The following is a 22761-nucleotide window of genomic DNA, read 5'->3' as shown; positions in this document are numbered from 1 at the left end:
CAGCAGGGTCACAGCGCCTGCACGATGAGCTCCACCTGGTCCTTCGCATCGCCGAACAGCATCGCGGTGTTCTCGCGGAAGAACAACGGGTTCTGTACGCCCGCGTAGCCCGTCGCCATGGACCGCTTGAAGACCACCACCTCGCGAGCCTGCCACACCTCGAGCACCGGCATGCCCGCGATGGGTGACGCCGGGTCGTCCTGTGCCGCGGGGTTCACGGTGTCGTTGGCGCCGATCACCAGCACCACGTCGGTGCTGTGGAAGTCGCCGTTGATCTCGTCCATGCCGAGCACCTGGTCGTACGGGACCTTCGCCTCGGCGAGCAGCACGTTCATGTGCCCGGGCAGCCGGCCGGCGACCGGGTGGATACCGAACCGCACGGTGGTCCCGCGCGCCGTGAGCCGGGCCACGAGGTCCGCCACCGGGTACTGGGCCTTCGCCACCGCCATGCCGTACCCGGGCACGACGATCACCGACCGCGCGGCGGCCAGCCGGTCGGCCACCTCGAGCGCCGTGGTCTCGCGGTGGGTGCCCTGCTCGGCGTCGCCGCCCACGGCGGCGACTCCCGTGCCCGCACCGAACCCGCCCAGAATCACGCTCACGAACGACCGGTTCATCGCGCGGCACATGAGGTAGCTGAGGATCGCACCCGACGCGCCGACGAGGGCGCCCGTGATGATGAGCAGATCGTTGCCCAGCATGAAGCCGGCCGCGGCCGCTGCCCACCCGGAGTAGGAGTTCAGCATCGAGACGACGACGGGCATGTCACCGCCGCCGATCGCCGCCACCAGGTGCCAGCCCAGCGCCAGCGCCACCGCCGTCATGAGCAGGAGCGGGAGGAGGCCCGAGCTGCCGGCCGCGAGGAACCACCACAACAGTCCCGCGCACGTCACGACAGCGGCCAGGTTGAGCCAGTTGCGGCCCGGCAGCATCAGCGGGGACGACCTCAGCCGCGCGGACAGCTTCCCGAACGCCACCACGGAGCCGGTGAACGTCACGGCGCCGATCAACACGCCGAGGAACACCTCGACGCGGTGCACGGCTCCGCCGGACGCGGCCCCGGCGGGGTCCGTCAGGTAGGACCCGAAGCCCACGAGCACCGCCGCCGCGCCCACGAAGGAGTGCAGCAGCGCGATGAGCTCCGGCATCTGCGTCATCTCGACGGTCCGCGCCCGCCAGGTGCCCACGGCGGCGCCCACCACGAGCACCAGGAGGATCAGGCCCGCCGTCTGGCCCACGGGCCGCTCGGACCGGTCCAGCGCGAGCGCTACGGTCGCCGCCAGCGCCAGGCCCATGCCGATCATGCCGAGCAGCACGCCGCGCCGGGCGGTCTCCTGCTTCGACAGCCCGGCCAGGGACAGGACGAACAGCACCGCCGCCACGAGGTAGACGGCCTGGACCACGGACTCGACGGTCATCGGGTGCTCCCCTCGCCCAGGTCGCCCCGCCCCGCCCCAGGCTGCCCCATCCCCGACGGTCCCGCGCCAGACTCAGGAGTCACCGGAGTGACCTGTGCTCCGGACACGTTGGCCGGGCCACGGCGGAACATCCCGAGCATGCGATGGGTCACGAGGAAACCGCCGAAGATGTTGATGCTCGCCACCGCCGACGCCAGCACCGCCAGCGTCGTCACCACCGGGTCCGCGGAGCCGATCTGCAGCATCCCGCCGACCAGGATGATGCCGGAGATGGCGTTGGTCTGGGACATGAGCGGCGTGTGCAGGGCGTGGCTGACGTGCGAGATCACGTAGAACCCGACCACGACGGCGAGCGCCAGCACGGTGAAGTGCGCGGCCTGCTCGGCGGGTGACGCGGCGACGACGAGCGCGGCGAGCAGTGCGCCGACCGCCAGCAGCCCGGTCCGGGCCGTCGGCTGCGCCGGTCGCGACCCGCTCGCCGCCGGCTGGGCACCGCGCCCCGCCGGTTGCGCACCGCGCCCTGCCGGTCGAGCCGGTCCGGGGCCCGGCGCGGTCCCGGCAGGGTCTCCCGCCGGCGGCCGGGCCACCGACGAGGACACCGCCACCGGCGGTGGCGGCCACAGCACCTCGCCACCGGCGGCGACGGTCATGCCACGCACGACGGCGTCGGCCGGGTCGAGCGCGAGGTGGCCGTCCCGTGCCGGTGTGCCGAGCTGGACCAGGTTGGCGACGGCCGTGCCGAGCAGCTCCGACGTGTGCCGCGGCATGCGGTCGGGCAGGTCGGTCCAGCCGAGGACCACCACGCCGTTGGGGCTGACCACGCGCTGCCCCGGCACGGTCAGCTCGCAGTTGCCGCCGCCCGGCGCGGCGAGGTCGACGATCACGCTGCCCGGCCGCATCTGCGCGACCATCTCGGCGGTGACGGTCGTGGGCGCGGTCCCCCGCACCAGGGCCGTCGTGACGACGATGTCGGCGGCCGCCGTCTCCGCGGCGTAGACGCGCAGCGCGGCCGCCTCCTGGTCGGTCGTGAGCACCGAGGCGTACCCGTCGGCGCTGACCTGTTGCGCGGCGTCGTCCGCCCGGACGACGGTGGCGCCCATGGACTCGATCTGTTCCGCGACCTCCGGCCGCACGTCGAAGGCGCGCACCTGGGCGCCGAGGCTGCCGGCCGCGCCGATCGCGGCGAGGCCCGCCACCCCCGCGCCGATCACGAACACGTTGGCGGGCGGCGTCGTGCCGGCCGCGGTGACCTGTCCGGAGAACATGCCGCCGAACTCGCCGGCCGCCTCGACCACCGCCCGGTACCCCGCGACGTTGGACAGGGCGCTGAGCACGTCGAGCGACTGCGCGCGCGAGATGCGCGGTACGGCGTCCAGGGCCAGGGCGGTGACGCCCCGGTTGGCGAGGGCGCGGACCAGGTCGGGGCGCGACGCAGGGGCCATCTGGGCGATGAGGACCGCGCCGATCCGCAGCCCGTCCGGACCGCGCGCGCCCGGTCGCAGTCCCGCGGGCCCGGGCGCGGCCAGCACGTCGGGCGCCCGGGTGATCGCCACGACGTCGGCGGACCACGCCGCGGCGTCGGGCACGATGACGGCGCCCGCGGCCTCGTACGCGGCATCCGGAAAGCCCGCCCCCGCGCCGGCGCCGGCCGCGACGGACACGTCGTAGCCGAGGCCGACCAGCCGGGCGGTGGTCGTCGGGGTGGCGGGCACGAGCGGCCCGCCGTCGTCCGGGATACCGATGCGCATGTGCCCCTCCTCGCTCACGTGCGCAACCTACCGCCTGACCTCGCCGGACCGGACATGCCCTGCGGTCATGCCGACACCACCGGTGGCGGAAAGGTGACCGGGAGCCGTACGGGCTGACGGATCCACAGCGTCTGGTCCCAGGTGACCTCGTCCACGGGGATCCGCAGCACGACGTCGAGCCGGCGGAGGATGGTCTCGACGGCGATCCGCGCGATCACCCGTGCGGTGCGGGGCGCCGGGCAGGCATGCGGCCCGGTGCCGAACGACACGTGGGCCCGGCTGCCGACGTGGTCCCACGGGTCGCCCGTGTCCATTCTCGGGTCGGTGTTCGCGGCGTGGATCGCCAGGACGAGCGGGTCGCCCGCCGCGATGTGCTTGCCGTCCAGCACGATGTCCTGGCGGGCGAAGCGAGGCAGGGTGTTGATGGTCGGCGTGGAACGCCAGAGCACCTCGTCCATCGCGTTGTCCAGGTCGATGCGGCCCCCGTGCAGCCGGCCCGAGAACCGTGAGTCGGTGAGGGTCAGCAGCAGGGTCTGCGCCACCCAGGCGGTGAGGGTCAGGTTGCCCGAGTAGGCGACGATCAGCAGCGTGTGGGCCACCTCGGTGTCCTCGCGCATGTTCGGGTGCGCGGCCAGCGAGCTCGCGAGGTCGCGCTGCGGGCGCTTGCGCCGGACCGCCACCAGACCGCTGAGCAGGCTGTCCACCTCGACCACCGCGGCGGCCGCGTCGGTCCCGCCGCCGGCGACCCTCCGGGTCAGGTCGAAGAGGCGCTGCCCGTCCTCCGGGTCGAAGCCGATCATGTCGGCGATGACGAGGAACGGGATCACCGAGGCGTACTCGAGCATGAGGTCCGCGCGGCCGCGGTCCTCGAAGCGGTCGATGAGCAGGTTGCAGAAGGAGCGCACCTTGGCGGCGGTGATGCCCTCGGACAGCTGCTCGAACGCGTCGTCGAGCGGTTCGCGCAGGCGCTGCCGCAGTGCGCCGTCGGTGTGGTTGGCGGCGAAGCGCTGCTGGGCCGTGAAGACCGGGCGCAGGCCCGACGTCTCGGGCAGGCCGCCACGCGCGTGCCCGTTCCAGGTCTGCGGGTTGGTGGCGAAGATGTGCTCGTTGCGCATGACGTCGTAGACGAGCCGCTGACCCATCACCAGCCAGGCGGGCACACCGGGCTCCAGCTCGACGGGGGCCACCTCGCCCCACTCCCGCTCGAGCTCGTCGTAGAACTCGCGCGGGTCGGGCAGCGCCGACGCGCGCACCAGCGGCTGCAGGCGCGTGACGTCGTCGAGACGAACAGGTCTGGTCCCCCGCCAGGGCCGGTCCTGCGTGCCGCGCATGTGCATGTCATCCAGCAAGGTGGCCGGCCCTCTCGGAATGGGAGCCCGGGCGGTACCGACGGGCCACCGGCACACCGAACACTTGCCGGATATAACCGGATTCAGGTAAATTCATTGATTCGCCGTATCTGTGCATCATCATCGATCACCCAGGGTGAACCCGCCCGTGTTCCACCTGGCACCGTGACCTGGGCCAAGCCCGTGGCTACGATGTCCGCGAGGGCACACACACTGTCGCACCCTCGATCGACCCTGTCGAGACCCATCCGGACGGAACGACTGTCGGCCACCCGCCGACGAACAAGGGGGGCACGTGACTCTGGACGCGGACCGGGAACGCCCGGACGACCTGGTGCAGAGTGTGGCCCGCGCCTTTCGGGTGCTCGAGGTCGTCACCCGCTCGCCCGGCCTGCCGGTGAAGGCGATAGCCCGCCGCAGCGGCCTCAACCTCTCCACCACCTACCACCTTGTGCGCACGCTCGCCTACAAGGGCTATGTCACGCGGCTCAAGGACGGTACGTACGACGTCGGCGAGCAGGTGAGCCAGCGCTTCTACGAGCAGCTCGGCTCGCTCGGCCGCGGTCCCGACACCCGCGAGGTGCTGCGCCACCTCGCCCAGAGCACCGGCTACAGCGCCTACCTCGGGCGCATCAGCGCCGGCCGGGTGGTCGTCGTCGACTACGCGGAGGCGCCGGGATCGCCCTACCTCGAGGACCTGGAGCGCGGCCTCGACGTCTCCGCCCACGCCACCGCGCTCGGCAAGGCGCTGCTGCTCGGCATCTCCCGCCGGGAGCGCTACGAGCTGGTGGTCGACGCCGGGATGCGCAAGTTCACCGCACGCACCGCCTCCGACATCAGGTCGCTCGACGCGCAGCTGGCCCGCCTGCGGCCCGACACCGTGGTCGAGGAGCACGGCGAGTTCCGCGACGACATCACGTGCGCCGCCCACCTCGTCCCGCGCCGGGCCGGTGAGCACGCCACGTGGGCCGTCGGGCTCAGCATCCCCGGCGAGTCGGTACCCCCGCAGGCCCGTCGCGAGCTCGGCCTGGTCGCCGGGGACCTCGCGACGGTCTGAACCGGGCCCTTCCCACGCCGTCGGCGCGGTTCAGCCCGACCGGCGGCGCAGACCGGCCAGCCGCTCCGTGTTGCGGAACACCATGAGTCGCGCCAGCCGGTCGCCGTCGTACTCGGCGACGGACGCCATCGTCGGCACGCCGTCGCGCAGCGCCATCGTGCCCAGCGCCCCGTTGATCTCGACGGGAACCCACTCCAGGTCCGCCATCGTGCCGTCGCCCGCGAACGCGATCAGGGCACGCGACACCTTGTCGGCGCCCCGGATGATCCGGCGTGCCGCGCGGACCACGCCGCCGCCGTCGGTCACGAGCTCCACCTCGGGGGCGAGCGCGGCCACGACGCCGGCGAGGTCGCCGGTGAAGCACGCCGTCAGGAACCGCTCGGTGGCCTCCGCGTGCTGCGGGCCGGCGGGCGTATAGCGGGGCCGACGGGCCCGCACGTGCTCCCGGGCCCGGTGTGCCGTCTGCCGCAGGGCGGGCACGTCGCGGTCCAGCACGTCGCCGATCTCCTGGTACGACAGGTCGAACACCTCACGCAGCACGAACACCGCCCGCTCCAGGGGTGACAACGTCTCCAGCACGACGAGCAGCGCAAGCGACACCTCCTCGGCCCGCTCGACCGGGAGGGCGGCGTCGGGCGTGGTGAGGAGCGGATCGGGGAGCCACGGCCCCACGTACGTCTCCCGAGCGCGCTGCAGTGCGCGGAGCCGGTTCAGGGACAGCCGCGTCGTGATGCGCACCAGGTAGGCCCGCGGCTCGAGGACGTCGGACCGGTCCGCCGCGGACCACCGCAGCCACACCTCCTGCACGACGTCCTCGGCGTCGGCGGCCGCGCCGAGCATCTCGTAGGCGACGGTGAAGAGCAGACGGCGGTTGGCCTCGAACAGCTCGGTGAGCTCGGTGACCTGGGGGCCGGGGGCCGGGCTGGGGGCGGGGCTCGGGTTCGGGACTGGGCTCGGGTTCGGCACTACTGATCCCCCACCTCGGCGAGGGCCCCACCGAGCGGCACCTCGCAACGGTCGCTGAAGCCCTGTGCGCTCAGCCCCATGGCCGCGTTCAGGCGGCTGCGCAGGTTCTCCACCGCGACGATCGCCACGAGCTCCGTGAACGCCTTCTCGCCGAGAGCCGCGGTCAGGCGGGCGACAAGATCGTCGTCGACGGACGGCGGCGTGGCCGTCTCACCCTCCGCGAGCGCCAGCACGTCCCGCTCCAGCTCGGAGAACCGCTCGCTCGACCGCCAGGCCGGGACGTCGTGCAGCTTCTCCGGGTCCATGTGCTCATGCTCCGCCTCCCAGTAGCCGAAGTCGACGCACCACGTGCAGCCGATCGCCACGGAGGCGGCCATCACCGCCAGCGACTTCAGGCCGGGGTCCAGCGCCTTCCAGCCGCCGACGCCGAGCTCGGTGAGCGCATACGTCCGGGTCACCTTCCCGTGGTGCCCGACGGCGACCAACGGGTCCAGCACGGCCCCGTACCGACGGCGGGAGAACGCGGCCATGACCCGGTTGGTGAGGGTGTTCGGTATGGCGCTGGTGATCCTGGTGCTGATGCTGCGGTCCGTCGCGCTCGGACTGCGGGGCGATGGACTGCGGGACTCGGGACTGCGGGACTCGGGAGTGCGGGACATGGTGGGCTCCGTTCGGTGCTGCGCCAACGCGGACACCCTCAGGACACCACTCGGCGCCCGGGCGTGACACGACCGCGCCGTGAGCCGGGTCACACGGTGCGTGGAGCCACGTCGGTCGTCGGCTCGGGGCCGAACCGCAGGTTGCGCGTCGGCCGGGGTCCGCCGAGCCGCACGTTCCGAGTCGCGGGTGCACCGATCCGCGTCACCGGGCGCGCCGAACCGCACCTTGACCGTCACCCGGTGAGTCGAACCGCAACATGACCATCGCCCGATGGGCCGAACCGCAACTACCACGTCACCGGATGCGCCGAACCGCAGGGTGCACGTCTGGTTGGCGTCCGGTGGACCACCTTGTTTCGGTTCGGCACACCTGGTGACTCGAAACTTGCGGCTCGGCGCAGGCGGTGACTCGGAACGTGCGGTTCGGCGCATCCGGTGACGTGGAACCTGCGGTTCGGCGTACAACACGACTCGGAACGTGCGGTTCGGCGCAGCCCATCACGTGGAACCTGCGGTTCGGCCCACCGGTGTGACTCGAAACCTGCGGTTCGGCACCGCTCCGCAGCCACGCAGCCACGCAGCCACGCAGCCACGATCAACCTGCGGTTCGACCAAACCGTCCCCCAACAACGCCAACAACGCCCAACAACCCCAACACCCTCACACCGGCACGCAGAGCGTCAGCGCCTCCCGGTGGGCCTCGACCGTGACGGGCAGCGGTCCCACGTGCTCGCCGTCGGCGTACGCGACCAGGCCGGCCGGGGCCCCGACGCGAATCGCCGGCGCCCGGAGCGTGGTGACGTCCGGTCGCCCGACGTGCTCGCCGGCCTTGATGATCCCGTCGAACGCCATGAACCGGAACCGGCCCACCGCGTGCACCAGGGTGACGTCGAGAAGCCCGTCCGTCGGGTCGGCTCCGGGGCAGATCGGCACGCCACCGCCGTAGGACCTGGTGAGGCCGATCCCGAGCAGATATCCGTCCTGGGCCAGGGCGGGTGCGCCCACGGGCTCCAACCGGTATCCGAACCGCTTGAGCCGCAGCCATTCCGCGTACACGGCGATCCGGTACCGGGCGGGGCCGGTGGGCCAGGTCATACGGTTGGTGCGCTCGTTGGTCAAGGAGTCCAGCCCGGCGCACAGGACGGTGACGAAGTGGCGCACGGTGCCGTCGTCGGCCGTGACGGTGCCCGTGTCGACGCGCTTGCGGCCGCCGTCGAGCACCAGGTCCGCCGCGACCGCCGGGTCGTCGAGGGGGATGCCGTGCTCGCGGGCGAGGTCGTTGCCGGTGCCGCCGGGAATCACCGCGAGCGGCAGGCCCGCCTCGACGACCGGCTCCAGCACGGACGAGACGGTGCCGTCACCTCCGGCGACCACGACCACGTCGGGCCCCTCGTCGACCGCCTTCCTGCCGAGCACCGCGGTCTCCTGGGCGTCGATGCCCTGGTAGACGCGGACCTCGGCACCGCGCGACCGGAGCCGGTCCACTGCTGCTCGACCGCTCCCCTCGCCGAATCCGCGACCGGACGCGGGATTGACGAGCACCGCGATGTGCCCGGCTCCGCCGTACTGCTCAGTCATGTCAGCTCCACGCGCCCACCGTCGGACGCCCTGTCGTCGAACCTGCGAAGAATGCGGTGGCCCGCAACCTACCCGCCCAGCCAACCGGCCCAGTCCACCCAGCCAGCCCAGCCCAGTCCACCCAGCCAGCCCAGCCACCCAGCCAACCGACCCACTTCATCTACCGGCAGGATCAATCCCCAGGACCGGCCGGCCCCACCGGCCCGAGCAGCGCGCCGGGGTTCATGATCCCGGCAGGGTCCAGCTCGGCCTTGACGGCCCGCAGCATGCGGACCCCGACCTCGCCGATCTCCTGCTCCAGCCACGGGGCGTGGTCCGTGCCGATCCCGTGGTGGTGACTGATGGTCGCGCCTGCCGCCAGGATCGCGTCGTTCACCCGGTGCTTCACCCGGCCCCACGGCTCGAGCGGGTCGGCGCCGAGCCCCGCGATCACCGTGAAGTACAGTGACGCGCCCGTCGGGTAGACGTGGGAGATGTGGCAGAGGATGCGGTTCCGCGCACCCTCCTGGGCGAGCCCGTCCGTGAGCGCCTCCGTGACGGCGGCCTTCAGCGCGTGCAGGTTGGACCACGTGGTGGCGGTCTCGAGGGTCTCGCAGAACACGCCGTGGTCGAGCAGGGCGTCCCGCAGGTAGGGCGCCTTGAACCGGCCGTGGTCCCACGACACGGCCAGCTTCTCCGCGGCCGGCTTGCCGCCCGCCTCGCGGAGCACGCGTGTGGTGGCCTCGCGCCGGGACTGCGCCGCCCCGTCCGGCCCTTCGTGCAGCACGATGGCGGAACAACCCCGGGCCAGCGCCTTGCCGATGCTGCCGACCTGCGCGAGCGAGACCGCCGTCTCGTCCTCGTCGGACAGCCGCAGCACCGTGGGGCCGGTGCCCAGCTGGGCCACCCGGCGCAGCGCGTCGGTGCCGGTCACGAAGTCGCCGAAGGTCCAGGCGTCGAACAGGCGCACCTCGGGCGTGGGGTGCACCCGCACCCGCACCTGCGTGATCACGCCGAACGTGCCCTCCGAACCGAGGAACCAGCGCAGCAGGTCCGGCCCCGCGGCGGATCCGGGCGCCCGCCCCAGGTCGAGCACGCCCGTCGGTGTCACGACCCGCAGCCCCGTCACCATGGCGTCGAACCGCCCGTGCCCGGCCGAGTTCTGACCGGAGGAGCGCATGGCGGCGAATCCGCCGAGGGTCGCGAACTCGAAGCTCTGGGGAAAGTGCCCCAGCTCGAAGCCGTGCTCGTCCAGTGCCGACTCGGCGGCCGGCGCCGTGGTCCCCGCCCAGAGGGTCGCCTCCTGGGCGGTGGCATCGAGCGTGACCAGCCCGGCCAGCCAGCGCAGGTCGAGGCTCACGACACCTCGGTGCGCACCGGCGTCCGGCTCCAGCCCGCCGGTCACGGCGGTGCCCCCACCGAACGGCACGACGGCGAGACCGCGTTCACCGGCGACGGCCAGCACCGCGGCCACCTCGTCCTCGGACCCGGGCAGCACGACGACGCCCGGCGCCACCTGCTCGGCCCGCCGCCGCCGCAGCAGGTCCGGCGTGGACTTGCCGCCCGCGTGCAGGATCCGGGTCTCGTGCCCCGTGTCGACCTGACGGGAACCGACCACCGCGGCGAGGGCCGCCACGTCGGCGTCGTCCAACGGCGGGGTGGTGACCGTGACCTCGGCGATGTCCGGCGCCGGACGCGCTGCGGGCGACCGGCCGAGCACCGCCGTGAGCAGCAGCTTCACGCCGCCAGGGAGTCCGTGTGCGGCGCCGGGGTCGCCCCAGCCGGACCACCGCATGTCGATGCGCTCGTGCTGCGGCTCTGTGCTCACGTGTCCTCCGTGTCGTCGGCGGGCCTGACCGGCCGGCCCGAGTCGCGTTACAGTGTGACACAACATGACAATCCGTAACGCAGCCCCCGATCCGATCTCGCCCACGGACCAGCCCGGCGCCGGCCACGACGACATCGAGGCGCGCCTCCTGGCGTCCGCCGCCGAGCTGGTCGCCACCCGGGGCACCCGCGGGCTGTCCGTCACCGAGCTGGCCCGGGCGGCCGGCGTCTCCCGGCCCACGGTCTACCGCCGCTGGGAGTCGGCCGAGGACGTGCTGCGCGCCCTCCTCATGCACCACGCCCAGCGCGTGATCACCGCCGTCGGCCCGTACGCCGGTGACCGGGCCGACATCGTGGCGAAGGTCGTCCGGTTCAGCGAGCTGATCCGCACCGACCCGGTCTACGGGCGTCTGCTGACCCACGAGCCGGAGGTCTTCACCCAGTACGCGTTCCAGCGGATCGGCCGGTCCCAGCGGGTCAGCCTGGAATGGCTCGCCAGCGCGCTCACCGCCGCCCAGCAGGGCGGGACGGTGCGGCCGGGACCGGCCTCCGACCTGGCCGTCATGGTCCTGCTCATCACCCAGTCGACGGTGCTCTCGTACCGCACGGTCACCACGGTGATCGACGCCGATGCCCTGCGCACCGAGCTGGCCCATGCCCTCGACGGCTATCTCCGCCCCTGACCCGGCACCGCACCCGACACCACCCGACGCAACCCGTCGCCACCCGACACCCCACCGGAAGCTGGACCGATGCAACGCTCTGCCCTGACCGCCGTCCGGCGTGCCCGCGAGCTCGACGAGCTCGCCTCTGAGACGGTCGACCTGCTCGTGGTCGGTGGTGGTGTGACGGGCACCGGCGTGGCCCTCGACGCGGCGGCCCGCGGCCTGTCCGTGGCTCTCGTGGAGGCCCGCGACCTCGCCTGGGGCACCTCCCGCTGGAGCTCCAAGCTCGCGCACGGTGGCCTGCGGTACCTGGCCACCGGCGATGTCGGTGTGGCCCGCGAGAGCGCACGGGAGCGGCACGTGCTGATGACCCGCACCGCGCCGCACCTCGTCCGCGCCCTGCCGCAGGTGCTCCCCCTCGCCCCCGGCGTGGGCCGTCGGCAGGGCCTTACGGCGGGCATCGGGTTCGGCCTCGGCGACCTGCTGCGCCGGGACGCCGGGACCCCCTCCCGGGTGCTGCCCGCACCACGTCTCGCCCGGCCCGGCGAGGCCGCCCGGCTCGTGCCCGCCGTCACGCGGACGCGGCTGCGCGCCGCCTGGATAGCGCACGACGGCCAGCTGGTCGACGACGCCCGGCTCGTCGTCGCCCTGGCCCGCACCGCCGCGGGACGCGGGGCGAAGATCCTGACCCGGGTCCGGGCCGCCCACCTGCGCGCCGACGGCGCGACGCTCGAGGACACGCTCACCGGTGCGACCCTCGACGTCCGGGCACGCGTGGTCGTGAACGCCACGGGCGTGTGGGCCGGGACCGTCGACCCGTCCGTGCGGCTGCGCCCGAGCCGGGGCACGCACGTCGTGGTGCCCGCCGCCCGGCTGGGCCACCCGAAGGGTGCGCTCATGGTGCCCGTGCCCGGCTCCGGCTCGCGCTACGTCTTCGCGCTGCCCACGCAGCTCGGGCGGGTCGTCATCGGCCTCACCGACGAGGAGGCGCCCGGCCCCGTCCCGGACGTGCCGGAGGCCACCCCGGCCGAGGTCGACTTCCTGCTCGGGACGGTGTCCGCTCTGCTGGAGCGCCCCCTGGTGCCCGACGACGTCGTGGGCACCTTCGCGGGGCTACGGCCCCTCGTCGACACGGCTGGGCCGGGTGACGACGGGGGCACCGTGTCGTCCGACGTCTCGCGCAAGCACCTCGTGGAGGTGTCACCGGCCACGGGGGCGGTGAACGTGCTGGGCGGCAAGCTGACCACCTACCGGACCATGGCCGAGGACGCGGTGGACCTGGCCGTGCGGCACGCCGGTCTCACCGCGGGGCCGTGCTGGACCGCCGACCTGCCGCTGGTCGGAGCGCCGCCGCCGGGCGGGCCCAGCACGCCGGCCCCGCGCCTCCCGGCCCCGCTGGTCGCGCGATACGGCACCGAGGCCGCCGGGGTGCTGGCCGGCGCCGTGCTACCGGGTGCGGCGTCCGCCGTCGGACAGGGGATCCCGGGGGCCGAGCACCTGGACGTCACGCGGGCCGAGATCGAATGGGCGGTCACGCACGAGGGTGCGCTGGACGCGGACGACGTGCTGGACCGGCGCACCCGCATCGGGCTGGTCCCCGCCGACCGTGCGGCGGTGCACGACGTGGTGGCGGAGCTCGTCACCGACACCCTGGCACGACGCCGACCCTAGTGCGGGGGCGTGCGTTCTCGTTGGCGGCGTGGGGCGCGGAGCACGGACAGCGACACCATGCAGGCGATGAACCCGAGCAGCCAGCCGCCGGGGATGTCGCTGAGCCAGTGGTAGTCCAGCCAGGACATCAGCGCCCCCGCGATCATCACGATCACGGCGACGACGGGGATCAGTCTGCGCAGCCGGCGGATGCTCGGGTTGAGCCCGCCGTGGGCGAACAGCAGGCAGAGGATGAAGAAGCCGGTGAAGAACGTGTTCGCCGCGTGGCCCGACGGGAAGGCCTGGCCGCCGGCGTGCAGCACGTCCATGTTGTGGTGCGGGCCGGTGCGGCCGAGGCCGAACTTGGTGCCGTAGCCGATCGAGGCGATGGTGGCGAGTCCTGCGAGGACGGCGAGCACGGGTCGGCGGGTGCCGATGTTCCAGAGCGAGCCGCGTCCACCCTGCTTCCACGCCACGTAGAGGGCGGTCCCGCCCACCATCGGGATGGTGAACATGCGCTCGCCCGTGATGCTCGCGACGATGTCGAGGAAGAGCTTCTCCCACCCCATGGGGTGGTGGGCGTCGACGTAGTAGTGGAACTGCCAGTCCCAGGCGATGAACGGGCCGCGGACGACGACCTGCCAGATGAGCAGACCGAACACGAGCACCCCGAGGACTGCCGCGAGCACCGAGCTGCGCCACGTCGGACGGGTCGACGGGCCGAGCGGAGCCTCGGTTGACGGTGACCCCACGCGCGTTCCACCCCTGCCCTCTGATTGCGCCATCAAGCCGATCCTACGGGTTTCAGGACGGTTGCTCGGCACCGGGCCTAAGCCGGCGGGCGCGGGGGCGCGGTACTCTCCCGGACCTTGAGCTCCACGGGCACCACCTCGTGCAGGTCCTCGGAGTCGGCGTCGTCCTCGTTCTCCCCGGTGCGCACCTGCTGCAGCAGCCGGGCCACGAGCCGTCGGCCGATCTCGTCGAAGTCCTGCGCCACCGTCGTCAGCGGCGGCCAGAGGTAGCCCGCCAGCAGGACGTCGTCGAACCCGACCACCGAGACGTCGTGCGGCACGGTACGCCCGGCCTCGTGCAAGGCGCGGAGCACACCGGCGGCCATCTCGTCGTTGGCGCAGAAAACCGCCGTGACATCGGGGTCGGTGACGAACCCGCGGCCGGCGGCGTACCCGGAGGCCGCCGTCCAGTCGCCCTCGACCACTTCGGGGACCGGGCGGCCGGCCGCGTCGAGCGCCCCGCGCCAGGCCTCCGCGCGCATCTGGGCGGGCGCCGAGTCGGCCGGCCCCGCGACATGGTGCACCGTCCGGTGCCCCAGGTCGAGCAGGTGCTGGGTGGCACGGCGGGCGCCGTCGGCCTGGTCGGCGCCGACGGCGGGGTGGTGGCCGACGAAGCGTGAGTCGGACACCACGACGGGGAGCCGGGGTGGCAGCGCGAGCGTGTCCGGCGTCGCGGTCTCGGCCCTGATGATCACGAGACCGTCGATGGCCTGGTGGGACAGCCGGGTCGCCGCGGCGGAGACGACGTCGGACGACGGGCTCTCGACGTCGATCAGCGTGACCGTGTACCCCTCTCGGCGCGCTGCCTCGACCACCGCCTCGACCGTCCGGGACTCGCCTGTCCGGGCGAGCCGGTGAGCGATCACACCGATGGTCCGGAAGCTGCCGTACCGCAGTGCCCGCGCGGCGGTGTTCGGCGCATAGCCGAGCTCCGCCATCGCCGCCAGCACCCGGTCCCGCGTCGCAGGTCGCACGTTGTCCAGACCCATCGACACGCGCGAGACGGTCTGGGTCGACACTCCGGCGAGCGCGGCGACGTCGGCCAGGGACGGGCCTCTGCCCTCCACCGCATCCACCTCCTCGTGATGCACCGTCACACCGGGGCGCGCTTGACACCCCGTTCACTCACGAGCACCCTAGTCCGCGTCACCATGTTTACGTCAACACGACGACATGCTGGCCCCACTCGTGAAGGAGCGACTCCCGTGACCACGCTCGCATCGCCGTTGGCCGTGCCCAAGACCCGTGAGCGGATGCGACACCGCAACCGCTGGACAGGATGGGGCTTCGTCGGCCCGTTCATGGCCGTGTTCGCCCTCGTCTTTCTCGCGCCGATCGCGTACTCGCTCTACCTGAGCCTGTTCCAGACGCAGCTCGTGGGCGGTACCTCGTTCGTCGGGTTCGACAACTACGCCCGGGCGCTCGGCGACCCGCAGTTCTGGGACGGCGTCGGCCGCGTCACGCTGTTCCTCCTGGTCCAGGTACCGGTGATGCTCGGCATCTCGCTGCTGGTCGCCCTCGCCATCGACAGCGGCCGCCTCTACGGGCGGGACTTCTTCCGCCTCACGATCTTCCTGCCGTACGCGGTACCGGGTGTCGTGGCGGCGCTGATGTGGGGCTTCATGTACGGCGACCGGTTCGGCCTGGTCGGCAACTTCAACGACCTGTTCGGCACCAGCCTCCCGGACCCGCTGGCGTCCGCCCTGCTGCTCCCGGCGATCGGCAACATCGTGACCTGGCAGTTCGTGGGCTACAACATGCTGATCTTCTACGCCGCGCTCCGGGTCGTGCCGACGTCCCTGTACGAGGCCGCGGAGATCGACGGCGCAGGACCGTGGCGCGTGATCTCCGCGATCAAGCTGCCCGCCATCCGGGGCGCCCTCGTCGTGGCGACGATCTTCTCGATCATCGGCTCGTTCCAGCTCTTCAACGAGCCGAGCATCCTGCAGTCGCTGTCGCCCAACTACATCTCGACGCACTACACCCCGAACCTGTACGCCTACTCGCTGTCCTTCTCCGGCCAGCAGTACAACTACTCGGCCACGGTGGCGATCATCATGGGCGTGCTCACGATGCTCGTGGCCTACGTGGTGCAGCTGCGCGGCATGCGCAAGGAGGCCTGAGCCATGAGCACCAACGCCCTGCTGAACGCACCCACCGTCCGCACCCGACGGCCCCGCCCGCGCATCACCTCGCGCCGCACCTCGCACGCCCGCCCGACCCGCAGCGTGCTGCTCACGGTCCTCACCGCCCTGATCGGCGTCTACGCCCTGATCCCGCTGGTGTGGCTGGTGTTCAACGCGACGAAGACCCAGCCCGACCTGTTCAGCTCGTTCGGCCTCTGGTTCAGCGGCGACTTCGCCCTCTGGGACAACATCGTCGGCGTCCTCACCTACGACGGCGGCGTGTTCCTGCGCTGGTTCGCCAACACCCTCCTGTACGTCGTGGCCGGAGCGGGCGGCGCCACCCTGCTGGCCCTGCTCGGCGGCTACGGCCTGGCGAAGTTCACCTTCCCCGGCAAGCGCGCGGTGTTCGCCGTCGTCATCGGCGCGGTGGCCGTACCGGGCACCGCCCTGGCCGTGCCCACGTTCCTCATGTTCGCCAACATGGGCCTGACGAACACCCCGTGGTCCGTGATCATCCCGTCGCTCATCTCGCCGTTCGGGCTGTACCTCATGTGGACGTTCGCGGCCGACGCCGTACCGGACGAGATCATGGAGGCCGCCCGGATCGACGGCGCCAGCGAGGCCCGCACGTTCTTCCAGGTGGCCCTGCCCATGCTGGCCCCCGGCATCGTGACGGTGCTGCTGTTCACCGTCGTCGCGACGTGGAACAACTACTTTCTGCCGCTCATCATGCTGCGCGACCCGGACTGGTACCCCCTGACCCTGGGCCTGAACGCGTGGAACGAGCAGGCGACCACGGCCGGCGGCGAGGCGATCTTCAACCTCGTCATCGCCGGCTCGCTCCTCACGATCCTGCCGCTCATCGCGGTCTTCCTGCTCCTCCAGCGCTACTGGCAGTCGGGCCTTGCCGCCGGCAGCGTCAAGGAGTGAGCAGTACCGCACGCCCTTCCCCCAGAACTGATCCGACTGACGATGAAGTGAGAGGAACCACCATGACCATCCGCCACCACCGCGCCGTAGGTGCGCTCGCCGCGGCGAGCGCCCTGGCGCTCACCCTGACCGCGTGCGGGTCCGGGTCCGACGGCGGCGACGCCGCGGAGGCCATGTCCCCCGAGGACATCTCCGCGGCGCTCGAGGAAGGCGGCGACCTGCTGGTCTGGGCCTGGGAGCCCACGCTGGAGAAGGTCGTCGACGACTTCGAGGCCGAGTACCCGAACGTCGACGTCGAGCTCGCCAACGTCGGCACGGGCAACGACCACTACGTGGCCCTCCAGAACGCGATCAGCGCGGGCTCCGGTGTGCCCGACGTGACACAGATGGAGTACTACGCCCTGCCGCAGTTCTCCATCGGCGAGTCCCTCGCCGACCTCGCGCCCTTCGGCGCGGGCGAGCTGGACGGCACCTACTCCCCCGGCCCGTGGGGTGCGGTGACCGACGGCGACGCCGTGTACGGCCTGCCGATGGACTCCGGCCCGATGGCCCTGTTCTACAACGCCAAGACCTTCGAGAAGGCCGGCGCCGACGTGCCCGCCACGTGGGAGGAGTTCGTCACGGCGGCCGAGAAGATCCGCGCCTCGGACCCGAACGCATACATCACGGCGGACAACGGCGACGCCGGGTTCGCGACGTCGATGATCTGGCAGGCGGGCGGGCACCCGTTCGAGGTGGACGGCACCGACGTCACCGTGGACCTCGCCGACGAGGGTTCGGCGAAGTTCACGGACATGTGGCAGCAGATGCTGGACGACGACCTGGTCGCGAACGTCCCCGCCTGGACCGACGAGTGGTTCCAGGGCCTGGGCAACGGTGAGATCGCCGCGCTCGTCACGGGCGCGTGGATGCCCGCGAACCTCGAGTCCGGTGCGGCACCGGCGTCGGGCGACTGGCGCGTGGCGCCCATGCCGCAGTGGACCGCCGGCGCCCAGGAGACCGCCGAGAACGGCGGCTCCGCGCTGTCGGTCACGGACGCGAGCGAGAAGAAGGCGCTGGCCTACGGCTTCCTGGAGTACGCGAACGCCGGCGACGGCGTCGCGACCCGCCTGGAGGGCGGCAACTTCCCGGCAACGCTCGCGGACCTCACCGACGAGGAGTTCCTCGCCGTCGAGTCCGAGTACTTCGGCGGCCAGAAGATCAACGAGGTGCTCTCGGAGTCGGCGACGAGCGTCGTGACCGGCTGGCAGTACCTGCCGTACCAGGTGTACGCGAACAGCGTGTTCCCGGACACCGTGGGCCAGTCGTACACGGGCTCGACGCCCCTGGCGGACGGCCTGGCCGCGTGGCAGCAGTCCATCGTCGGCTACGGCAACGAGCAGGGCTTCACCGTCAGCGAGTGAGCCGGCCGGCACGCAGACCGGGACGACGGCGGGGGCTCTCCCCGCCGTCGTCCCGTTTCCCCCCACCACGACAGCACTCCGAGGAACCACATATGCCCACGTTCGAGATCGGACCCGAGGACTTCCTGCTCGACGGCGAGCGGACACAGGTCGTCAGTGGCGCGCTGCACTACTTCCGCGTACACCCCGACCAGTGGGCCGACCGCATCCGCAAGGCCCGGCTCATGGGCCTGAACACCATCGAGACGTACGTGCCGTGGAACTTCCACGCGCCCGAGCCCGGCGTGTTCGACCTGGACGGACGGCGCGACCTGGGCCGTTTCCTCGACCTGGTGGCCGCCGAGGGCCTGCACGCGATCGTGCGGCCCGGCCCCTACATCTGCGCGGAGTGGGACGGCGGCGGCCTTCCCGCCTGGCTGCTGGCCGACGCCGCCGTGGGCGTGCGTCGCCACGAGCCGCGGTTCCTCGAGGCGATCGGCAAGTACTACGCGAGCCTGCTGCCGCTGGTGGCCGAGCGTCAGGTGACGCACGGCGGCCCGGTCCTGATGGTGCAGGTCGAGAACGAGTACGGCGCGTACGGGAACGATCCGGCGCCCGAGCGGCAGAAGTACCTGCGGGCGCTCGTGGACCTGATCCGCGGCCAGGGCATCGACGTACCGCTGTTCACCTGCGACCAGGCGAACGACGAGATGCTCGCCCGGGGCGGCCTGCCGGAGCTGCACAAGACCGCGACCTTCGGGTCGCGCACCGCCGAGCGGCTCGAGGTGCTGCGCAGGCACCAGCCGACGGGGCCGCTGATGTGCATGGAGTTCTGGAACGGCTGGTTCGACTCGTGGGGCCTGGAGCACCACCTCGCGCCCGCCGAGGCGAACGCCGCCGACCTGGACGACCTGCTCGCGGCCGGCGGCTCGGTCAACCTGTACATGTTCCACGGCGGCACCAACTTCGGGCTCACCAGCGGCGCCAACGACAAGGGCATCTACCGGCCCATCGCCACGTCGTACGACTACGACGCGCCGCTCGCGGAGGACGGCACGCCGACCGCCAAGTACTACGCGATGCGCGACGTGATCGCGCGGCACCTGCCCGTGGCCTCGGCCGAGGAGCTGGGCGCTGATGCCGCCGGGGCGTCAGCCGGTGCGGGGGCACCCGTGCTCGACGTCGAGCTCACCGCGCACGTGCCGCTCGCCGACGTCCTGCCGGGTCTGCTCCGCGAGGAGCTCCGCACTTTTCCGTACGTGCCGACCACCGACGACCTGGAGCTGTGGTCGGGCTTCGCCGTCTACCGCACCGACCTCCGGGCCGACGACGCCGTCCTGAGCGTCGCCGAGGTGCGGGACCGCGCGGTGGTGCTGGTCGACGGCGAGCAGGTGGGCGTGCTCGACCGCGGCTCGCACACGTTCGCCGTCGCGCTCCCGGCCCGTGCGGGCGAGCTCACGCTCCTGGTCGAGGACCAGGGACGCGTCAACTACGGGCCGCGCATCGGCGAGCCCAAGGGAATCATCGGGCCGGTACGCACCGCCGTGCGGACGCTCGACGAGTGGCAGGCCGGCGCATTACGCGTCGAGGACGCGCCGAAGCTGCTGGAGGCTGCGCTGGACGCCGCCGCGCACGCCCCGTCCGGGGGCGCGGCCGTGGCAGGCCTGCACCGCTCCACGTTCGATGCGGTGGCCGGAGCCGACCACTTCCTGCGCCTCGACGGCTGGACCAAGGGCCTGGCCTGGATCAACGGCGAGCTGCTCGGCCGCTACTGGAGCCTCGGCCCGACGCACACGCTGTACGTGCCGGGACCGCTGGTGCGCGCCACGGGCAACGAGCTCGTGCTGCTGGAGCTGCACGGCGGGGCGAGCAGGCGGGCGTCGTTCGTCGACGGCCCGGCCCTGGGCGTCACGGAGCAGTAGGTCGGTCGCTCGGCGTCCGGACCGCGATTCTCTTCGAGACCTAGGTTTCTCCGCTTTCGACGGCCTGAAAGCGAAGGAACTTAGGTCTCGAAGGGGTTGGGCGGTGGGCCGGCCGGTCACGGGCAGGCCCGCTGCCCGTCCTTCCAGACCTCTGACACCAGGGGGACGCCGGGGCGGTAGGCGAGGTAGGTGTGGCTGGGAGCATCCAGGACCGTCAGGTCGGCACGGGCACCGACGCGCAGGTGACCGACGTCGTCCCGCCGGAGCGCCGCCGCCCCGCCCGCCGTCGCCGACCAGAGCGCCTCGGCGGGGCTCATCCGCATCTCGCGCACCGCGAGCGCCACGACGAACGGCATGGACGAGCTGTAGCCGGAGCCCGGGTTGCAGTCGGTGGCCAGCGCCACGGGGACGCCGGCGGCGAGCAGCCGGCGCGCGTCCGGGTAGGGCGACCGGGTGGAGAACTCGACGGCGGGCAGCAGGGTCGCGACGGTGCCCTGCCCGGCGCCCGCACCCCAGGACCCGGCCAGCGCGTCGACGTCGGCGTCGGTCAGGTGGGTGCAGTGGTCGACGCTGGCCGCGCCGACCTCGACCGCGAGCCGAGCTCCTGGACCTTGCGAGAGCTGGTTGCCGTGCACCCGGGCGAGCAGGCCGGCCCGCAGCCCCGCCCGGAGCACGGCGCGGGACTCGTCCTCGTCGAACGCCGTGGGTGCGGCGGGCTCGCAGAACACGTCGATCCAGCGGGCGTGCGGTGCGCAGGCGGCGAGCATCGGCCCGGTCACGAGGTCCAGGTAGCCGGGGCGGTCGGTCGCGTACTCGGCCGGAACGGTGTGGGCACCGAGGAACGTCGTCTCGGGCGTGAGCTCCCGGGCGATCCGCAGCATACGGGCCTCGGTGGTGACGTCCTGGCCGTAGCCGCTCTTGATCTCGACGGTGGTGGTGCCCTGCGCGAGCATCTCCCGCACGAGCGCCTGGCCGCGCGCCCGCAGGGTGTCGTCGCTCGCGGCGCGGGTGGCGGCGACCGTGGTCGCGATGCCGCCGCCGGTGTACGGCTCGCCGGTCATCCGCGCGGCGAACTCCGCGGCCCGGTCCCCCGCGAACACCGTGTGGGAGTGCGCGTCCACGAAGCCGGGGATGACGCACCGCCCGCCGAGGTCGACGACCTCGTCGGCGGCCGGCGCCGACGCGGCGGGTCCCGTCCAGGCGATCCGGCCGGCCTGCACGACGACAGCGGCGTCCGGCACGGTGCCGAGCCCTTCGCCGCGTGCCAGGTCGTTGGTGACCAGCTCACCGATGTTGGTCAGCAGCGTGCTCATGTCCTGGTCTCCTTCGTCACGTCCCGGCCGGTGGCGGCCCAGATCTCCTCGATCGCGTCCGCGAGCATCCGCGCGACGTTCCCGACCCGGTGCTCACCGTCGCGGACGACGAGCTCGCCGCCCGCGACGACGTCGGACACGTCGGGGGCGCCTGCGGCCAGCACGACCTGCGCGGGGTCGACCCCCGCCGTGCGCACCGTGTCCAGGCGGATCGCCACGAGGTCGGCGGGCGCCCCGACGGCGATCCGTCCGGCGTCCGGCCGACCGAGCGCGGCGTGGCCGGCCGACGTCGCGAGCTCGATCAGCGTGGCGGGCGGGAACGCGCCGCGCCGTCCGGCCGCGAGGCGTTCGTGCTCCTCGACGCCGCGCGCCTCGGCCAGCACGTCGGCGCCGACGTGCTGGTCCGTGCCGACGGACAGCGGGCTGCCCGCCCGCAGCAGCCGGAGGCCGGGGGCGATGCCGTCGGCGAGGTCACGCTCCGTCGTCGGGCAGAGGCAGACGCCCGTGCCGGAGGCGCCGAGCAGCGTCACGTCGTCGTCGGTCAGGTGGACCGCGTGCACGGCAGTGGTGCCGGGGCCGAGCGCTCCGGCGTCGTGCAGGAGCCGCGTCGGCGTGACGCCGAAGGCCGCGAGCGCCGCCTCGTTCTCCCCGGGCTGCTCGGACAGGTGGACGTGCCAGGGTGCTCCGGTCCGTCGCGCCCAGCGGGCCAGCTCCGCGAGCTCCGATGGCGCGACGGCGCGTACCGAGTGGGCGGCGGCGCCGACGAGCACGCGGTCGTCGTCGGCCCAGGCGGCGCGCAGCGCGTCCACGCGCCGCGCCCACGCCTCGACGGTGCCGTCGCCGAAGCGTGCCTGCTCGGGTGCGAGCGGCTCGTGGCCGTCGGGGCCGAGGCCGCCGTGCAAGTAACAGGTGTCGAGCAGGGTGAGGTGCACCCCGGCGTCGCGCGCGGCGGAGCGCAGGGCCTCGGCCATGGCGTTCGGCCCGCCCTCGGACTCCGGGTAGGGCGTCCCGTCGGCCCGGTGGTGCACGTAGTGGAACTCGCCGACGGCGGTCGTGCCGCCCAGTGCCAGCTCCGCGAGGACGGCACGCGCCAGCCGCTCGTACAGCTCCGGGGTCAGCGCTGTGGCCAGTGCGTACATCCCCTCGCGCCAGGTCCAGAACGAGCCGCCGTCCGCGTGCGCCCGGCCGCGCAGCGCGCGGTGGAACGCGTGGGAGTGCGCGTCGGCGAGCCCGGGCAGGACGAGCCCGCCCAGCCGTACGTCACCGTCCGCCGCCGGGGCTGCGACCTCGACGGCCACGATCCGGCCCTCGGCGGTCTCGACCCGCACCGACTCGGCGACGTGACCCGGCGCCCCGCCGTCCCCGGGCAGCCAGGCCCGCTCGCACCAGAACCCCATGGCG

19 protein-coding genes are annotated in these 22761 nt (G+C 72.9%); 8 read left to right on the top strand and 11 right to left on the bottom strand.

Annotation, left to right across the window (positions count from 1 at the left end; genetic code table 11):
• Window positions 1–8: 8 nt before the first annotated feature.
• The 3 genes from pntB to ACFSL2_RS24220 all read right to left on the bottom strand — a co-directional run bounded on the left by pntB (window position 9) and on the right by ACFSL2_RS24220 (window position 4497).
• Window positions 9–1418: a Re/Si-specific NAD(P)(+) transhydrogenase subunit beta gene (gene pntB, locus ACFSL2_RS24230; protein ID WP_377200287.1), complete on the bottom strand. Its 1410-nt coding sequence runs from the start codon at window positions 1416–1418 to the stop codon at window positions 9–11.
• Window positions 1415–3166 carry a Re/Si-specific NAD(P)(+) transhydrogenase subunit alpha gene (locus tag ACFSL2_RS24225; protein WP_377200889.1) on the bottom strand — a complete coding sequence of 584 codons (1752 nt, stop codon included), beginning with the start codon at window positions 3164–3166 and terminating at the stop codon, window positions 1415–1417. Before ACFSL2_RS24225 ends, pntB begins: the two co-directional genes overlap by 4 nt.
• Window positions 3167–3231: 65 nt before the next feature.
• On the bottom strand, window positions 3232–4497 hold the full coding sequence (locus ACFSL2_RS24220; protein ID WP_377200286.1) for a cytochrome P450: 1266 nt from the start codon (window positions 4495–4497) through the stop codon (window positions 3232–3234).
• 313 nt (window positions 4498–4810) lie between these two features.
• Between ACFSL2_RS24220 and ACFSL2_RS24215 the strand changes: the two genes are divergently transcribed.
• Window positions 4811–5572, top strand: a complete 762-nt coding sequence (locus ACFSL2_RS24215) for an IclR family transcriptional regulator (protein WP_377200285.1) — start codon at window positions 4811–4813, stop codon at window positions 5570–5572.
• 30 nt (window positions 5573–5602) lie between these two features.
• Here the strand turns inward: ACFSL2_RS24215 and sigJ are convergent, their stop codons facing one another.
• Window positions 5603–6538, bottom strand: coding sequence for an RNA polymerase sigma factor SigJ (gene sigJ, locus ACFSL2_RS24210; RefSeq protein ID WP_377200284.1), 936 nt, complete (start codon window positions 6536–6538; stop codon window positions 5603–5605).
• On the bottom strand, window positions 6538–7068 hold the full coding sequence (locus ACFSL2_RS24205; RefSeq protein ID WP_377200283.1) for a carboxymuconolactone decarboxylase family protein: 531 nt from the start codon (window positions 7066–7068) through the stop codon (window positions 6538–6540). Before ACFSL2_RS24205 ends, sigJ begins: the two co-directional genes overlap by 1 nt.
• Between ACFSL2_RS24205 and ACFSL2_RS24200 the strand changes: the two genes are divergently transcribed.
• On the top strand, window positions 7067–7264 hold the full coding sequence (locus ACFSL2_RS24200; protein ID WP_377200282.1) for a hypothetical protein: 198 nt from the start codon (window positions 7067–7069) through the stop codon (window positions 7262–7264). The genes ACFSL2_RS24205 and ACFSL2_RS24200 overlap by 2 nt on opposite strands.
• Before the next feature lie 593 nt (window positions 7265–7857).
• Here the strand turns inward: ACFSL2_RS24200 and ACFSL2_RS24195 are convergent.
• Window positions 7858–8775 (bottom strand): diacylglycerol kinase family protein, encoded by a 918-nt coding sequence (locus tag ACFSL2_RS24195; RefSeq protein WP_377200281.1) that lies wholly within the window; start codon window positions 8773–8775, stop codon window positions 7858–7860.
• Between the two features lie 172 nt (window positions 8776–8947).
• A complete protein-coding gene (locus tag ACFSL2_RS24190) occupies window positions 8948–10582 on the bottom strand; it encodes an FAD-binding oxidoreductase (protein ID WP_377200280.1) in 1635 nt (544 codons plus the stop codon).
• Between the two features lie 64 nt (window positions 10583–10646).
• On the opposite strand from ACFSL2_RS24190, the gene ACFSL2_RS24185 reads away from it, so the two are divergent.
• Window positions 10647–11264: a TetR/AcrR family transcriptional regulator gene (locus ACFSL2_RS24185; RefSeq protein ID WP_377200279.1), complete on the top strand. Its 618-nt coding sequence runs from the start codon at window positions 10647–10649 to the stop codon at window positions 11262–11264.
• Window positions 11265–11333: 69 nt separating this feature from the next.
• Window positions 11334–12917 (top strand): glycerol-3-phosphate dehydrogenase/oxidase, encoded by a 1584-nt coding sequence (locus tag ACFSL2_RS24180; RefSeq protein WP_377200278.1) that lies wholly within the window; start codon window positions 11334–11336, stop codon window positions 12915–12917.
• Here ACFSL2_RS24180 and ACFSL2_RS24175 read toward each other — a convergent pair.
• A complete protein-coding gene (locus ACFSL2_RS24175; protein ID WP_377200277.1) occupies window positions 12914–13648 on the bottom strand; it encodes a phosphatase PAP2 family protein in 735 nt (244 codons plus the stop codon). The genes ACFSL2_RS24180 and ACFSL2_RS24175 overlap by 4 nt on opposite strands.
• Window positions 13649–13725: 77 nt before the next feature.
• Window positions 13726–14763, bottom strand: a complete 1038-nt coding sequence (locus ACFSL2_RS24170; protein ID WP_377200888.1) for a LacI family DNA-binding transcriptional regulator — start codon at window positions 14761–14763, stop codon at window positions 13726–13728.
• A gap of 177 nt (window positions 14764–14940) precedes the next feature.
• On the opposite strand from ACFSL2_RS24170, the gene ACFSL2_RS24165 reads away from it, so the two are divergent.
• From ACFSL2_RS24165 to ACFSL2_RS24150, 4 genes are all read left to right on the top strand, one after another.
• Window positions 14941–15810, top strand: coding sequence for a carbohydrate ABC transporter permease (locus tag ACFSL2_RS24165; RefSeq protein ID WP_377200887.1), 870 nt, complete (start codon window positions 14941–14943; stop codon window positions 15808–15810).
• Between the two features lie 3 nt (window positions 15811–15813).
• Window positions 15814–16743: a carbohydrate ABC transporter permease gene (locus ACFSL2_RS24160; protein ID WP_377200276.1), complete on the top strand. Its 930-nt coding sequence runs from the start codon at window positions 15814–15816 to the stop codon at window positions 16741–16743.
• Window positions 16744–16805: 62 nt separating this feature from the next.
• Window positions 16806–18146: an extracellular solute-binding protein gene (locus ACFSL2_RS24155; protein ID WP_377200275.1), complete on the top strand. Its 1341-nt coding sequence runs from the start codon at window positions 16806–16808 to the stop codon at window positions 18144–18146.
• A 92-nt stretch (window positions 18147–18238) separates the two neighbouring features.
• A complete protein-coding gene (locus ACFSL2_RS24150; protein WP_377200274.1) occupies window positions 18239–20047 on the top strand; it encodes a glycoside hydrolase family 35 protein in 1809 nt (602 codons plus the stop codon).
• A 116-nt stretch (window positions 20048–20163) separates the two neighbouring features.
• Here the strand turns inward: ACFSL2_RS24150 and hutI are convergent, their stop codons facing one another.
• Together hutI and ACFSL2_RS24140 are read right to left on the bottom strand one after the other, a co-directional pair.
• Window positions 20164–21360: an imidazolonepropionase gene (gene hutI, locus ACFSL2_RS24145; RefSeq protein WP_377200273.1), complete on the bottom strand. Its 1197-nt coding sequence runs from the start codon at window positions 21358–21360 to the stop codon at window positions 20164–20166.
• Window positions 21357–22757 carry a formimidoylglutamate deiminase gene (locus tag ACFSL2_RS24140; RefSeq protein WP_377200272.1) on the bottom strand — a complete coding sequence of 467 codons (1401 nt, stop codon included), beginning with the start codon at window positions 22755–22757 and terminating at the stop codon, window positions 21357–21359. Before ACFSL2_RS24140 ends, hutI begins: the two co-directional genes overlap by 4 nt.
• Between the last annotated feature and the right edge of the window lie 4 nt (window positions 22758–22761).

The organism is Promicromonospora aerolata, assembly GCF_042682255.1.
Classification (GTDB): Bacteria; Actinomycetota; Actinomycetes; order Actinomycetales; family Cellulomonadaceae; genus Promicromonospora; species Promicromonospora aerolata.
This window is presented reverse-complemented; position numbering and strand designations above follow the sequence as displayed.

Excerpts from the sequence above, each read along its gene's own strand:
- ACFSL2_RS24180 (WP_377200278.1), top strand. The coding sequence starts at position 11,334 with ATGCAACGCTCTGCCCTGACCGCCGTCCGGCGTGCCCGCGAGCTCGAC.
- hutI (WP_377200273.1), bottom strand. The coding sequence starts at position 21,360 with ATGAGCACGCTGCTGACCAACATCGGTGAGCTGGTCACCAACGACCTG.
- ACFSL2_RS24165 (WP_377200887.1), top strand. The coding sequence starts at position 14,941 with ATGCGACACCGCAACCGCTGGACAGGATGGGGCTTCGTCGGCCCGTTC.
- ACFSL2_RS24200 (WP_377200282.1), top strand. The coding sequence starts at position 7,067 with ATGACCCGGTTGGTGAGGGTGTTCGGTATGGCGCTGGTGATCCTGGTG.
- ACFSL2_RS24220 (WP_377200286.1), bottom strand. The coding sequence starts at position 4,497 with ATGCGCGGCACGCAGGACCGGCCCTGGCGGGGGACCAGACCTGTTCGT.
- ACFSL2_RS24150 (WP_377200274.1), top strand. The coding sequence starts at position 18,239 with ATGCCCACGTTCGAGATCGGACCCGAGGACTTCCTGCTCGACGGCGAG.
- ACFSL2_RS24205 (WP_377200283.1), bottom strand. The coding sequence starts at position 7,068 with ATGGCCGCGTTCTCCCGCCGTCGGTACGGGGCCGTGCTGGACCCGTTG.
- ACFSL2_RS24225 (WP_377200889.1), bottom strand. The coding sequence starts at position 3,166 with ATGCGCATCGGTATCCCGGACGACGGCGGGCCGCTCGTGCCCGCCACC.
- pntB (WP_377200287.1), bottom strand. The coding sequence starts at position 1,418 with ATGACCGTCGAGTCCGTGGTCCAGGCCGTCTACCTCGTGGCGGCGGTG.
- ACFSL2_RS24160 (WP_377200276.1), top strand. The coding sequence starts at position 15,814 with ATGAGCACCAACGCCCTGCTGAACGCACCCACCGTCCGCACCCGACGG.
- ACFSL2_RS24195 (WP_377200281.1), bottom strand. The coding sequence starts at position 8,775 with ATGACTGAGCAGTACGGCGGAGCCGGGCACATCGCGGTGCTCGTCAAT.
- ACFSL2_RS24155 (WP_377200275.1), top strand. The coding sequence starts at position 16,806 with ATGACCATCCGCCACCACCGCGCCGTAGGTGCGCTCGCCGCGGCGAGC.
- ACFSL2_RS24140 (WP_377200272.1), bottom strand. The coding sequence starts at position 22,757 with ATGGGGTTCTGGTGCGAGCGGGCCTGGCTGCCCGGGGACGGCGGGGCG.
- ACFSL2_RS24185 (WP_377200279.1), top strand. The coding sequence starts at position 10,647 with ATGACAATCCGTAACGCAGCCCCCGATCCGATCTCGCCCACGGACCAG.